Raw genomic sequence first — 13,245 nt, 5'->3', positions numbered from 1 at the left:
GTCGGGCACCACCGGAGTGACACGCGAGGGACAGGGGACGCCAGTGCCGACACAGCCGGGAGCGGGAGCGGACACATCGGAGGACACGGCCGTCCGTACGGCTCCGGAGGCGGCGGGAACGGCCGCCCCGCCGGTCGCGCTGGAACTCCTCGTGCACGGCGTCGGCGGCACTACCCCGGCCCTGATGCTGGACGATCCGCGGACGGTCTGCCTGGCGGGTGATGACACCGCGGGGATCCACCGCCGCGCCTGCGACGCCGACGCCGAGGAGCACCCGGAGACGCACCGGGACGGGCCCGTGCCCGAGGCGTACTGCTGGTCCAACCTCACCTCGGGCAACGGCAGCCGGGCGCTGTGGCTGCTGCTCCTGCCGTTCATGATCGCCAATCTGGCGCACTGGATGCGGCCGCCGTCCACCCGGCGGCGGCTCGGCGTGGCCTACGAGGTGCTGGTCCGGCTGATCGCGCTCACGCTGACCGTGCTGCTGGTCGCCGCGGCCTGCGAAGTCGCCCTCGACATCGTCGGCTGGCAGTGCGCGGGCCGGTCCGGCTGCTCCCGGCACCAGACCTGGCTGGGCTTCGCGGCGGCCGCGCGCGGCGGCTGGTGGAGCGAGCCGGGACGCCGCCTCGCGCTCGCCGCCGTCGCCCCGCTGGCCCTGACCGGCCTGCTGTGGTGGCTGTCCCGCCGCACCTGGTCCGCGTACGAGTCGCAGCGCCCGACCGGCGGCTGGACACCGTCGGCACCTGGAACCGCGCACCGGGCCGTGGCCGCACCCGGTACCGAGGCCGGTGCGGAACCGCCCGCCCTCGCCCTGCCCGGCTTCTGGTACGGCCGCCACTCCGTCGCCCGGCTGCGCACCGCCCACACCGCGGCCGCCCTGGCCACCGTCTCGGCCGCGCTGTGCGTACCGGCGCTGCGCCACGACCACGGGCGCGGCGGGTCGGTGCTCGCGGCGCTCGGCTGGGCACTGGCCGGGCTGCTCGCCCTCCTCACGGCGGTGGCCGTCGTGGCGGCGGCCCGGGCGCGCAGGACCGAGGACGACCTCGACGACGCCACCGACCGCCGCGCCACCCGGCTGCTGCTCATCGGCTCCGCCGTCGTGCTCGCCGCCGCCGTCCTCTACAGCGGCTGGCACCGCCCCGGCTGGACATCGTCCGGACGGCTGCCCGCGGCCCAGACCTTCACCACCCTCACCGTGCTCCAGGGCGCACTGATCGCCGCGCTCGCGGTCATCGCCGGACTCCTCCACCGCACACCCACGCCGCTCTCCGGCCCGGGTCCGACGGGACGGCGCGAAGCGGCTGAAGCGGCTGCCTCGACCGTGGCGGCTGGCCCGACCGCTACGAGCGGCCCGACCGTCGCGACAGACCCGGCCGTGCCGACCGGCTCGACCGGCCGGACGAGCCCGACCGAAGCGACCGGCTCCGCCAAACCGGCTCAAGCGGCCGGCTTGACCGGCCCGCTCGAACCGACCGCCGCGCCCCCGCGGGGCGTTGCCCTGCGTGGTCTTGCCGGGCCCGCCGTCGCGCTGCTGGCGTGCGCGTTGGGTGGGGTCCTCACCGGAGGTGTCGCGCAGCGTTGTGCGGACTGGCTGGACCGGGGGCCCACGCCGGGGGAGGACGGGAGTCCGCTGGCCGGGCCGCCCGCCGTGCTGATGTGGGAGGCGTCGGTGATCCCGGCCGTGCTGGTGGTCCTGCTGCTGTGCGGCGCCGCGGTGATGGTCCGGCTGCGCAAGCGGGAGCGGGCGCTGTACGCGCAGGTCGAGGGGTTGTATCCGGACGAGCCGCACCACCCGTTCAGGACCCGGCAGATCGCGGGCGCCATCGCGCGGGCGGGCCTGACCGACAGTGCGCCGCTGCTGATCGCCGTGGTGTGCGCGGCGGCCTTCGCGCTCGGCGCGGGCGCCGTCGTCGGCGCCTGGACGGGCAGCGGCACTCCTGGGGACACCGCCGCCGGCGCGCCGGACGTGCTGGCCGCCTGCGCCCGTACCGCGCAGGCGCTCGGCTCCTGGCTTGTCGGGGCCGGCGTGGTGGCCCTGGTCGCGCTCGGGCGGCGCGCGTACCGCGACGCCTCCGCCCGCAGGACCGTCGGCATCCTGTGGGACGTCGGCACCTTCTGGCCGCGCGCCGCGCACCCCTTCGCGCCGCCCTGCTACGCCGAGCGCGCCGTGCCCGACCTGAGCTGGCGGATGGCGTCATGGACGCAGGCCACCGGCGGCCGGATCATCCTGTCCGGTCACTCCCAGGGCAGCGTCCTGTCGGCAGCGGCCGTCTGGCAATTGGACCCGGAGACCCGAGGCCGGGTCGCCCTGCTCACCTACGGCTGCCCGCTGGACCGGCTGTACGGCCGCTGGTTCCCCGCGCACTTCGGCCCCGACCGGCTGCGCGCACTCCACGACGACATGCACGCCTGGCGCAATCTGTGGCGCCGCACCGACCCGATCGGCGGCCCGGTGCACCTCGATCCACCGCATCCTGCCGGGAGTTCGGGCGGCACGGCCAAGGCTGCGGCCCCCGTGGACCGCGGCCCGCTGCTCGACCCGGTGGCGTACGGCCGCAGCCTGCGTCACCCGCTGCCGGCACCGGTGCTCGGCCACTCCGACTTCCAGGCCGACCCGGCCTTCGCCGAGGAACGCGCGGCGCTGCTCGCGGAGTTGGTGTGCTCCTCCGGCCGTACGGCGCCGCGCGCCGGGACGTTGCCCGCGCAGGGTGGCGCTCAGGGCAGCTCGGGCAGATCCTCCGGATAGAGCAACTGCAGCTCCTCGTGGGTGGGTTCGGTGACATGGGCCAGCCGGCCCGCGTGCCGCTCGACCATTGCCTCGAACGTCTGCCGCGCCGCCCGGCCGTTGCCGAAGCCCGGGCCCTTCGGGATCGCCGTGAAGTACTTCAACAGCGCCTCGCCCGCGTCGTCGGCGAGGCGGTACTCCTGGTCGACGACCTGCGACTCCACGATCCGCAGCAACTCCTCGGCGGTGTAGTCGCCAAAGGTGATGGTGCGTGAGAAACGGGACGCCACACCGGGATTGGAGGCCAGGAAGCGCTCCATCTCGGCGGTGTAGCCGGCGACGATCACCACCACCGCGTCCCGGTGGTCCTCCATCAGCTTCACCAGCGTGTCGATCGCCTCGCGCCCGAAGTCCCGGCCGGAATCCTCCGGGGCCAGCGCGTACGCCTCGTCGATGAACAGCACACCGCCGCGGGCGCGTTCGAACGCCTCCTGGGTGCGGATCGCCGTCGACCCGATGTGCTCGCCCACCAGGTCCACGCGGGCCACCTCGATCAGATGGCCGCGCTCCAGCACCCCGAGCGAGGCCAGGATCTCCCCGTACAGCCGTGCCACCGTCGTCTTGCCGGTGCCGGGGGAGCCGGTGAAGACCAGATGGCGGCGCAGGGACGGCGCCTTGAGCCCCGCCTCCTGGCGGCGGCGGCCGACCGCGATCAGGTCGATCAGGGTGCGCACCTCGCGCTTGACGCTGTCCAGGCCGACCAGCGCGTCGAGGTCGCCGAGCACCTCGTCGCTGTCCCGGGCGGCCCGCTCCACGATCCCGGAGCCCTCGGGCGTCGCGGGACGCTGCTCCGGCACACCGCCGAGCAGCCCGTACGACTGGGTCGCCGGCGCCTGCTGCACCGCTGCCGCGGGGCCCGAGGGCACCGGCACCGGATCGGCCGCGGTCGCCGCCCGGTCGCTGGTGCAGTCCTCGGTGACCGGGCCCGGCTCGGCGAATTCGTAACCGCCGCGCGCGCAGCGCTCGGTGCGACAGCGGGTCAGCGTGGACCGGCAGCCGTCGATGATGTGGAAGCCGTAGCCCCGGCTGCCGGTGACCCGCACCGCGGTGAAGGTGCCGCGGCCCTCGGCCGACACGTAGATGCCGGACTCGGCCGCGTTGGTGACGGTGCAGCGTTCCAGGGCGGGATCGGCGCCCTTGGTGACGATCACCCCGGTCGCGGTGTCGTCCACGGTGACCTGGGCGAGGGTGCCGCCGCTGCCGTGGTCACGGAACCAGGCGCCGGTGGCGGCCTCCCGGATCCGGCAGTCGTCGAGCTGGACATTGGCGCCGTCGCTCACCGACACGGCGGTGTTGCGGATCTGGGTGAAGTCGGTGTCCACGACGTCCGCGCGGGAACCGCGGTCCAGGACGAACAGCGCGTCCGGCACGTCGTGCACCCGGCACGCGTCCAGTATGGCGACGGCGCCGTCGCTCACCCAGACCGCCGGGTAGTCGCCCGTACTGTCGTGGATCTCGCACTGGTTGGCGTCCGCGCGGGTGCCCGGGTCCCACACCGACAGGCCGTTGCGGCCGAAGCGGCGGATCTGGCAGCGGGTCAGCGTCAGGACGGACCGGGCCCGCAGATCGACCGCGTTCTCCGGGATGTCGTGGATGTCGCAGTCCGACATCGCCAGCACGCCGTCGGTGTCCAGCGAGACGCCGTCGCCGGTGGTCCGGTGCACCTGGCAGTCGGTGAAGTGCGCCGAGGCGCGCGCCGAGACCTGGGCGCCGGTGCCGCGGATCTCGTACACCTCGCAGCTCACCGCCTCCAGCACACTGCCCTCGCCGGTCACCGACAGGCCCGAGCCGGCGGCGTGGTGCACCCGGCAGCGCTCCAGCCGCGGCGTCGCGGCGCCGCGCACCGCGATCCCGCTCTGGCCCGCGGCGACCACCTCGCACTCCTCGAACAGGCCGCCTGCCGCGTCCAGCACACTGATGCCGAGCCCGCCGGGATTGTCCACCACCAGGCCGCGCACCGTGGGCCGGGCGCCGTCGCGGACCTCGAGGCCGACCGCGGAACGGGTGTTGATCCGCACCCCGGTCAGCTCCGGCGCGCACGCCTCCACCAGCAGCGCGGCGGCCGAGATGTCCTGGCCCTCGACGAGCAGGTCCTGCACGGTCGCGGCGGCCCGTACCGTCAGCGCCACACCCGAGGCCGGGGCGATCCGCACTGTCCCGGCGCCGTCGGCGCAGCGCAGCGTCACCGCGCGGTCCAGCACCAGATTCTCCCGGTACGTGCCGGGGCTCACCGAAAGGATGTCGCCGTCACCCGCCGCTTCGACCGCGGCGGCCAGCGACTCGTACTCGCCCGTGCGGCGGCGCCACCGCGAGCTGTTCGGATTGGTCACCTGGACCACGCCATGTGCCATCGGGCTGCTGTGCCCCCACCTCTTGCATCTGCTGACCGGGGATCAACCGTAGCGTGCGCGGAAGGCACCTGTTGACGAACACCGGTCCGGCCGTGCCCCGCTCCGGCTCCCGCCCCCGCTCGCGGCCCGGTCCGGGCCCCCGCTCCCGGGCACGGTCCGCGCCGGCTCAGCCGCCCGCTCCGGCGCGGCCCCAGTCCTGGCCGACCCGGGCCCAGTCCTTCTCCCAGCCCGCCAGTCTGCGGCGCATCAGCCGCCACATCAGCAACTGCCGGGTGAGGAAGACGAATCCGGCGGACGCCGAGCCCGCGGTCGTACCGGCGAGCACCGCGTGCGTCGTCGCGGTGGCCGCGTCCAGCGGCGGCGGGACCAGCTCACCTGCCCGGTCGGCCCACAGCCATATCCGGCCGTCGCGCCACACCTCGATGTCGGGCGAGACCGGCGCGGTGTACACGGACTTGTGGTCCCGGGAGGTCCAGCGGAGCAGATCGCCGCGGCGCGGATCGGCCGTACCGACCTTGTCGGCGACCTTGACGCCGCCCTCCGGCGGGTCGAGCACCTCGGCCCGGACCAGCTTGCGCTGCGCGTTCTCGGTGCGCACCACCCGCTGCAGCGCCCGGTCCACCGAATGCCCCGCCCACCAGCCCAGCAGCGGTGTCGCGCACAGCAGCACCGCGGTGAACAGGCCGAGCCACGCCTCGACCAGGTCGCTGCGGCGGCGCAGCGGATTGCGCCGCCACCGCCATCCGTACCTGCCGAGCCGCTCGGCCCGGCCGTGGCGATCGCGCCGGCGCCCCGGACGCTCCGCACGGCTGCCGCGACCCGGCGGACGACTCCGACGGCCCATGGACGCCACCCCCTTCACACCCGTTCAACCACCGCAAACGGCGCGACTCGTGCGGGTGGGTCCGCGGGCGTCGCGGGAGCACACGCCGACGCGCTACTCCACGATGGTCAACGGGTCGCCGACCCGCAGGGTTCCGGGATGCTCGGGGATCAGATTCTGGCCGAAGACCAGGCTGGAACCGATCTTTCGGTACTTGCCGAGGGTGTGCAGCGGCTCCTTGCCGCGCCCGGCGGTGCCCTGGTCGGTGGTGGTGATCACGCAGCGCCCGCAGGGCTTGGGTACCCGGAAGGTCACCTCGCCGATCCGCACCCGCCGCCAGTCGTCCTCGGCCCACGGCCGCGTGCCGTCCACCACCGCGTTCGGCCTGAAGCGGTTCATCGGCAGCGGGCCCTCGTCGGCCCGTTCGCCGCCCGCGATCAGTGAGTTGAGCGCCGCGAGCGACGCGCTCGTGGTGACCAGCAGCGGATAGCCGTCGGCCAGGCTGACCATGTCGCCGGGCTCGGCGAAGTCGGGGTCGACCGGCCGCCGCACCGCCGGGTCGTCCAGGTGCATCAGCCGTACGGGACCGCCCAGATATCCGCTGAACCAGTCGTCGGCGGCCCGCCCCACGGGCAGCACCTCGATCTTGTGGGCGAACAGCCGGACCGTCTCCAGCGCCGCGGGCGCGGGCACCGCGACCTCCAGCGGCGGCAGCCCGGGACCGGTCAGCCGCAGGCCGCCGCCCGGGGCGGGCACGGCGGACAGCAGCGCGAGCCGCGGCTGCTCGCGCTGGGTCACGGCCTTCATCTTCTCGGCGTCGACCAGCATCCAGCGGCGGTCGGCGGTGAGCCCCCACGGCTCCACGACCGCTTCCCGCAGCGCGACGGCGCGCAGCGACTTGACCGGATAGATGTGCAGCGCGCTCAGGACGGGCGTGGTCATGCCACCATCCTGCCAGCACCGCGGACCCGGTGATCAGCCCTGGTAGTAGCCGCCCCCGGGCTGCTGTGAAGGCGGCACGCCCAGGCCGAGGTTGCGCCGCGGATACTGCTCCTCCGGGTGCCCGCCGGGCACCTGCCGGGGCGGTACGGGACGCGGCGGCACCGGCCGCGCGGCCTCGTAGCCCGACGGCGAGGGCTGCGGCGGCTGCGGGTAACCGGCGCCGTTGCTGTAACCGTTGCCGGAGCCGTTGAAGCCGCCGCCGGCGCCGTTCATGCCGTTCATGCCGGGCGCGCCGTTGAAGCCGTTCCCCGGGAAGCCGCCGCCGCGCGGGGCGGACGCCTGCTGGGGGATGTACGGCGTGGGCGGCTGCTGGTAACCGCCGGGCGCCTGGTAGCCGTTCTGCGCGGCCGGCTGCGGCTGGGTGTACTGCGGCGAGGGGGCCGAAGGCCCGGAGGGCAGTGCGGGAAGCGCGGGCAGCGCGGGGAGGTTGCTGCCGGCGTAACCGCCGTATCCGGCGCCGCTCTCGTACGGGGTGTAGGGAGACGGCACGCGGATGGGGGCGATCTGCGGTGTGCCCCGCTCGGCCACGAGGCTGTCGTAGATCGGGGTGTCCGGGAAGGACGATGACGAGGGGTAGTAGCCGCTGTAGCCGCCACCATAAGAACCGCGGGGGGAGCTCATGGGGCATAAGTTAAGCCCACGATGTGGTCGTTGGGGAGACCGATTTTCGGGTTGTTTGCGGTGCGTGGAGTGACCCCGCGTCCCCAATCTGAGCGAATCCGGGGAAAACGGTCAGCGTCTCATGATGTGATCAGGTAAAAGCCGTGCGTCCGTGGTGTTACCGGGCGTCACGGCAGCCGCGTGAGGGGGATCCGATGACGCTGCGCAAGGGTGAGAACGTTCCGCTGCCCACAGCGGTCCTGCGGGTGGAGTTCAGCAGGCGTGCCGGTGCGGACATCCCGCGCGCCGACGTCTGCGCGCTGCTCGTCGCGGACGGGGCCGCGCGCGGCCCCGACGACCTGGTGCACGCCGCCGCGCCCGCCCACCCGTCAGGAGCGGTGCGCTACGAGGGCGGCGACGCCACGGCCGCGCAGGGCACGGCCACTGACACTCTTTCGGTGGACCTGACGTCCGTCGAACCCGCCGTCACCGTCGTGCTGATCGTCGCCCGCGCCGAGGGCGGCACCTTCGGCCGGATCCCCGGACTGCGGCTGCGGGTCGGCAACGGGGGAGTTGAGGCCGCGCTCTTCGACTGCGAGGGCGCGACGGCCGAGACGGCGTACGTCCTCGGCGAGTACTACCGGCGCGGCGGTGGCTGGAAATTCCGCGCGGTCGGCCAGGGGTACGACACCGGGCTCGCCGGGCTCGGCGCCGCGTACGGGCTGCGCCCGGACCAACTGCCGGACCGGATACCGGAATCGGCGCCCGGCAACCGGACGCTTGCGGCACCGGCACCGGCGTCCGTGGCCCCGTCGGCACCGGCTCCTGCACCCGCACCCGTGGTCCCGCCGGCACCGGCACCCGTCCGGCTGTCCAAGGTCACGCTCACCAAGGACGCGCCCGCCGTCTCCCTCACCAAACAGGGCGGCACGACCGGCGCGCTGCGGGTCAATCTGAGCTGGCAGGTCGACACCTCGCGCACCGGAAGCAGCTACCGCAAGGGCGGCGGAGTCGACCTCGACCTGTGCGCGCTGTTCGAACTGTCCGACGGCAGCAAGGGCGTGGTGCAGGCGCTCGGCGACGCCTTCGGCTCCTTCCACCAGCCGCCCTTCATCCTGCTCGACGGCGACGACCGCACCGGCGCCACCGCGACCGGCGAGAATCTCACCGTCAATCTGGACCACACCGCGCACTTCCGGCGGATCCTGATCTTCGTCACGATCTACGAGGGCGCCCGCAGCTTCGCCGGGCTGCACGCCACCGTCACCCTCCAGCCGCAGCACGGCGCACCCGTCGACTTCGTCCTCGACGAATGCACCGTGCAGTCCAACGTCTGCGCCCTCGCACTGGTGACCCGGGACGGCAGCGACCTCGTCGTCCGGCGCGAGGCCCGCTATCTGGTGCCCCGGCGGGGGGTCAGCCCGCAGCGCACCGTCGACTACGCCTACGGCTGGGGGCTGAACTGGACCCCGGGCCGCAAATGACGGCGCGCCTCCACCGCCTCCGTCTCCGTCACAGCGAGGCGTCGGGCCGCGCGTAGGTGCGGCCCTTCCAGGCCGCGCCCCGCCCGCGGTAGTGCTCGACCGCCGAGTCCACCGTCATCAGCAGATACAGCGCGGCCGTGTACGGCAGCGTCGGCGCCAGCCACCACCGCTGGCCGTAGTAGCGCAGCATCGGCAGATAGCTGGCCGTCATCACCGCCCACGCGGCGAACCCCAGCGCGCACAGCGGCCAGGCCCCGGCGACCGCCCCGCCGACCGCCGCGACCGGCGGCACCAGATAGATCAGCGCGAGGCCGAGCACCGTGCCGAGCAGCACCGCGGGATTGTGCCGCAGCTGGGCGTACGCGCTGCGCGAGACCATCCGCCACAGCTCGCCGAGGTCCGGGTAGGGCCGCACGCTGTCCACCCGCTCCGCCAGGCCCAGCCAGATCCGCCCGCCCGACCGCTTCACCGCGCGGGCCAGCGCCACATCGTCGATCACCGACTGCCGGATCGAGTCCGGCACCCCGGCGGCGGCCACCGCGGACGCCCGGATCAGCACACAGCCGCCGGCCGCCGCGGCCGTACGGGAGCCGGCCCTGTTGATCCAGCGGAAGGGGTAGAGCTGGGCGAAGAAGTACACGAACGCCGGGACGATCAGCCGCTCCCAGCCGGTCTCCACGCGCAGCCGCGCCATCAGCGACACCATGTCGAGGTCGGCCGAGACCGCGGCGGCGGTCAGCTCACGCAGGCTGTCCGGCTCGTGCGCGATGTCGGCGTCGGTCAGCAGCAGGAATTCCGCGCCCGTCCGTTCACCGGCCAGCGCGATGCCGTGCCGCACCGCCCACAGCTTGCCCGTCCAGCCGGCCGGCGGCTCGCCGGGGGAAGTGACCGTCAGCGCCAGGCCGCCGTGCCGCTCGGCCAGTGCACGGGCCAGGTCGCCGGTGCCGTCGGTGCTGCCGTCGTCCACGAGGAAGACCTCCGCGTGCCCGGGGTAGTCCTGGGCCAGCAGTGACGGCAGGCTCGTCCCGAGCACACCCGCCTCGTCCCGCGCGGGCACCACGACGGCCACCGAGGGCCACCGTTCCAGTGGCGCCCTGGCCGGCAGCCGTACGTCGGTCCGCCAGAAACCGCCCTGCCCGGCCACCAGCCACACCCAGGCCAGCAACGACACCCCTGCGATCACCATCAACACCGTCACGACCCGCAGTCTGCCGCACCGGCGCCGCGCCGCAGGGCGCGCCCCGCCCCCGTCCTGCGCCGCGCCTTGTCACCGCTGCGCGGACGCCCCGCCCGCCGCGTGCCCGGCACGGCGGTGCCGCCGCCACTGGCTACAGTGGCGGAGTGAAGATCGCACTGGTGGACTCCGGGATCGGACTGCTCGCCGCCGCGGCGGCGGTGCGGCGGCTGCGGCCGGACGCGGACCTGGTGCTGTCGTCCGACCCGGACGGGATGCCGTGGGGGCCGCGCTCCGCGGACGACGTGACCGGCCGGGCCCTGGACTGCGCGCGCGCCGCCGCCGAGCACCGGCCGGACGCGCTGATCGTCGCCTGCAACACCGCGACCGTGCACGCGCTGCCCGCGCTGCGCGCTGCCTTCGAACCCGGCCTTCCCGTCGTCGGGACCGTGCCCGCGATCAAGCCCGCGGCGGCGGACGGCGGCGAGGTGGCGATCTGGGCCACGCCCGCCACGACCGGCAGCGCCTACCAGCGCGGACTGATCGCCGAATTCGGCAACGGCGCCCGGGTCACCGAAGTGCCCTGCCCCGGTCTCGCGGACGCGGTGCAGAGCGGCGACACCGCCGCCGTGGCCGCCGCCGTCGAGGCCGCCGCCGCGCTGACCCCGCCGGGGGTACGGGCGGTCGTGCTCGGCTGCACCCACTACGAACTGGTCGCCGACCGGATCGCCGCGGCCGTGCCCGGCGCCGGTCTGCACGGCTCCGCCGACGCCGTCGCTGCCCAGGCGCTGCGGCGGATCGGGCCCGCGGGGCCGGGCGCAGGCAGCGGCCGGATCGAGGTGCTGCTCAACGGACGCCCTGCCGCGCTCCCCGCGCAGGCGCTCGCGTACGCCGAGGGCGCCTCATTGGTGACACCCGCCACGGCCTGAGCGCGTAGGGCTGCCTTCCGATGGGTATGGAAGTACCCTTCACGACATGACGCACCCTCCCCGCCCGGAGAGCGGCGCGCCCCAGGTCTGGACGGGGCGGGCCCGTAACCGCATGCAGTGGGTGCTCGCCGCCGGCGGCGCGGCGTGCCTCGCGCTCGGCATCGACCTGGCCGTGGACGGCCCGGACGTGGACGGTCTGGCGCCGCTGGTGATGTCCGTCGTGGGCTGTGTGGCCGTCGGCCTGCTGGTGCTCTTCGGCACCGTCGCCTTCACCCATGTCCGGGTCCGAGTCGACCACGACGCGGTGGACGTGCGCTGCGGCCACATCGGTGTGCCGCGCCGCCGCATCCCGCTGGAACAGGTCAGCGGCGCGCAGCTCGCGCCCCTGGTCAGCCCCCGCAATTGGGGCGGCTGGGGCTACCGCTGGCGGCCGGAGAAGGGCACCGCGGTCGTCGTCCGGCGCGGCCAGGGCCTGGTCATCGACCTGGGCGCCGGGCGCCGCTTCACCGTCACCGTGGACGACGCCCAGGGCGCCGTGGACACCATCCGCGACCTGCTGACCCTCCGCACCACGACCAGCCGCCCCACCTCCGGCACCTGACGGCAGGGCCTGGTCCGCCCCGCCCGAGCCGTACGGCTCGTGACCTCGCCCCCGCCTCGTACATCCGGCGCCGAAACCGCCTCGCCCGAGCCGAAGCGTCACGATCCGCCTGCCTGAGCCGTACGCCCGGGATCCGGGAGCCTGTTCCCGACCGTACGCCTTGCGCCGGATCCGCCTCGCCCGAGCCGTAGCGGAACGATCCGCGTCACCTGATCCGTACCTCCGGGGCACGGGCCGGCGCCCGCCTCGTACGGCCGCCGGTCGAGCCGCGGCGGCCCTTCGGGTGATGCCGCGCCCCGTTCAGAGCAGTGGGCCGTCACCGTTCCGTTCGGCGGACGCGGGGGGCACCCGTATTGGTGTCGCCGGCGGCGGCGTCGCGGGGCTCGTCCGTCAGGGGGCGGGCCGTGGCGAGGCCGGCCAGATAGCCGGCGCCCGCGGTGACCACGGCGTAGCTGAGTACGTGGTCGACGCTGGCCAGGAGGGCGAGGCCGGTCAGGGCGGCGCCGGCGGTCAGCACCACGGGTGTCGGGCGCGGCGAGCGCCACAGGGCGTACAGGAGCCAGCCGTAGGCGACGGCCAGCAGCGCCGCGCCAGGCACGCCCTGCTCGGCGGCCAGCTGGAGGGGCGCGGACTGCGGGGACTCGGCGGCCTGCGCGTCGGCGGGCTGGAGCGGGCTCTCGTCGGTGAAGCGCTCGGGCCCGACCCCGCGCAGCGGATTGCGCTCGGCCAGGTCGACCGCCTCGTGCCACAGCTCGACCCGCGGCTGGGTGAGCTGACCGGTCAGCGACTCCGAGAGCCCCGACGGCAGCGCGTCCACCGCGACCGCGTAGCTGCCGCCGACCGCGAGCAGCGCGGCCAGCGCGAGCCCGCACAGACCGAGCAGCCGCTGCCGCATCCGCGCCGCTGCCAGCGAGCACAGCGTGACGGCGACACCCGCCGCGAAGCCCGCCGCGGAACCGAGTGCGAGCGCGGTGACCGCCGCGCCGAGACCGACCAGCCGCAACGCCACCTGCCACCCCCGGCCGCGGGCCGCCCACGCGGCGCAGCAGGCAGCGCCGGCCGCGAGCACCAGCAGCGCGGCGTCGGCGTTCGGATAGCCGAGCGGCGGCGCGTCCGGATGCGCCGACAACCGGGTCGGCGGGACGAGCACCAGGGCGAGTACGGCCAGGGCCGCGGCGGCCGGGGCGAGCACCGGCAGCAGCGCGCCGAGGATCCGGCCCGCCGCGTAACCGGCGCTGACCGCGAGGATGGCGAGCAGCGTGCCCTCGGGCCGGGCCGAGCGCCCGGCGGCGGCGACCAGCGTCCAGATGCCGCAGCAGGCCAGGACGACGATGCCCACCGCGTCGGTAGTGCCGCTGTACGGACGCGGTTCGCGCCGTCGCGGGCTTCCGGCCGCCTCCGTCCGCGTGGCGCCAGGCGTCCCGCCGGCCGTCATGTCCATCCCCCGGTACCCCCTGCCACCCGGGCGTGACGGGGTACCGTCCGGCCCGCGTTCC

At 74.9% G+C, this 13,245-nt stretch carries 10 protein-coding genes; 4 read left to right on the top strand and 6 right to left on the bottom strand.

Annotated features, from left to right (window positions below):
• The first annotated feature begins 43 nt into the window (after positions 1–43).
• On the top strand, positions 44–2,746 hold the full coding sequence (locus tag BM076_RS26770; RefSeq protein ID WP_093716269.1) for a hypothetical protein: 2,703 nt from the start codon (positions 44–46) through the stop codon (positions 2,744–2,746).
• On the opposite strand, the gene BM076_RS26765 is transcribed toward BM076_RS26770, so the two are convergent.
• The 4 genes from BM076_RS26765 to BM076_RS26750 form a co-directional block, all read right to left on the bottom strand.
• Positions 2,716–5,136 carry a right-handed parallel beta-helix repeat-containing protein gene (locus BM076_RS26765; protein WP_093716268.1) on the bottom strand — a complete coding sequence of 807 codons (2,421 nt, stop codon included), beginning with the start codon at positions 5,134–5,136 and terminating at the stop codon, positions 2,716–2,718. The two genes, BM076_RS26770 and BM076_RS26765, sit on opposite strands and share 31 nt — an antisense overlap.
• A gap of 166 nt (positions 5,137–5,302) precedes the next feature.
• Positions 5,303–5,980: an Rv1733c family protein gene (locus BM076_RS26760; RefSeq protein WP_143120653.1), complete on the bottom strand. Its 678-nt coding sequence runs from the start codon at positions 5,978–5,980 to the stop codon at positions 5,303–5,305.
• Between the two features lie 93 nt (positions 5,981–6,073).
• Entirely contained in the window at positions 6,074–6,901 is an 828-nt protein-coding gene (locus BM076_RS26755; protein ID WP_093716266.1) for an MOSC domain-containing protein, read from the bottom strand.
• Between the two features lie 33 nt (positions 6,902–6,934).
• A complete protein-coding gene (locus tag BM076_RS26750) occupies positions 6,935–7,582 on the bottom strand; it encodes a DUF6643 family protein (protein WP_093716265.1) in 648 nt (215 codons plus the stop codon).
• A 194-nt stretch (positions 7,583–7,776) separates the two neighbouring features.
• Between BM076_RS26750 and BM076_RS26745 the strand changes: the two genes are divergently transcribed.
• On the top strand, positions 7,777–9,045 hold the full coding sequence (locus BM076_RS26745) for a TerD family protein (RefSeq protein WP_093716264.1): 1,269 nt from the start codon (positions 7,777–7,779) through the stop codon (positions 9,043–9,045).
• 28 nt (positions 9,046–9,073) lie between these two features.
• On the opposite strand, the gene BM076_RS26740 is transcribed toward BM076_RS26745, so the two are convergent.
• On the bottom strand, positions 9,074–10,231 hold the full coding sequence (locus tag BM076_RS26740; RefSeq protein ID WP_093716263.1) for a glycosyltransferase: 1,158 nt from the start codon (positions 10,229–10,231) through the stop codon (positions 9,074–9,076).
• Between the two features lie 155 nt (positions 10,232–10,386).
• Here BM076_RS26740 and BM076_RS26735 point away from each other — a divergent pair, with 155 nt between their 5' ends.
• Together BM076_RS26735 and BM076_RS26730 are read left to right on the top strand one after the other, a co-directional pair.
• Positions 10,387–11,148: a glutamate racemase gene (locus BM076_RS26735; protein ID WP_093716262.1), complete on the top strand. Its 762-nt coding sequence runs from the start codon at positions 10,387–10,389 to the stop codon at positions 11,146–11,148.
• Positions 11,149–11,194: 46 nt separating this feature from the next.
• Positions 11,195–11,749 (top strand): hypothetical protein, encoded by a 555-nt coding sequence (locus BM076_RS26730; RefSeq protein ID WP_093716261.1) that lies wholly within the window; start codon positions 11,195–11,197, stop codon positions 11,747–11,749.
• Positions 11,750–12,065: 316 nt separating this feature from the next.
• On the opposite strand, the gene BM076_RS26725 is transcribed toward BM076_RS26730, so the two are convergent.
• Positions 12,066–13,088 carry an O-antigen ligase family protein gene (locus BM076_RS26725; RefSeq protein WP_322936289.1) on the bottom strand — a complete coding sequence of 341 codons (1,023 nt, stop codon included), beginning with the start codon at positions 13,086–13,088 and terminating at the stop codon, positions 12,066–12,068.
• Between the last annotated feature and the right edge of the window lie 157 nt (positions 13,089–13,245).

Origin of the sequence: Actinacidiphila alni (genome assembly GCF_900112845.1) — a bacterium.
Lineage (GTDB): Bacteria > Actinomycetota > Actinomycetes > Streptomycetales > Streptomycetaceae > Actinacidiphila > Actinacidiphila alni.
This window is presented reverse-complemented; position numbering and strand designations above follow the sequence as displayed.

Bases quoted from the DNA above. Each gene is read 5' to 3' on its own strand.
- BM076_RS26765 (WP_093716268.1), bottom strand. From the start codon at position 5,136: ATGGCACATGGCGTGGTCCAGGTGACCAATCCGAACAGCTCGCGGTGG.
- BM076_RS26760 (WP_143120653.1), bottom strand. From the start codon at position 5,980: ATGGGCCGTCGGAGTCGTCCGCCGGGTCGCGGCAGCCGTGCGGAGCGT.
- BM076_RS26755 (WP_093716266.1), bottom strand. From the start codon at position 6,901: ATGACCACGCCCGTCCTGAGCGCGCTGCACATCTATCCGGTCAAGTCG.
- BM076_RS26750 (WP_093716265.1), bottom strand. From the start codon at position 7,582: ATGAGCTCCCCCCGCGGTTCTTATGGTGGCGGCTACAGCGGCTACTAC.
- BM076_RS26745 (WP_093716264.1), top strand. From the start codon at position 7,777: ATGACGCTGCGCAAGGGTGAGAACGTTCCGCTGCCCACAGCGGTCCTG.
- BM076_RS26740 (WP_093716263.1), bottom strand. From the start codon at position 10,231: ATGGTGATCGCAGGGGTGTCGTTGCTGGCCTGGGTGTGGCTGGTGGCC.
- BM076_RS26730 (WP_093716261.1), top strand. From the start codon at position 11,195: ATGACGCACCCTCCCCGCCCGGAGAGCGGCGCGCCCCAGGTCTGGACG.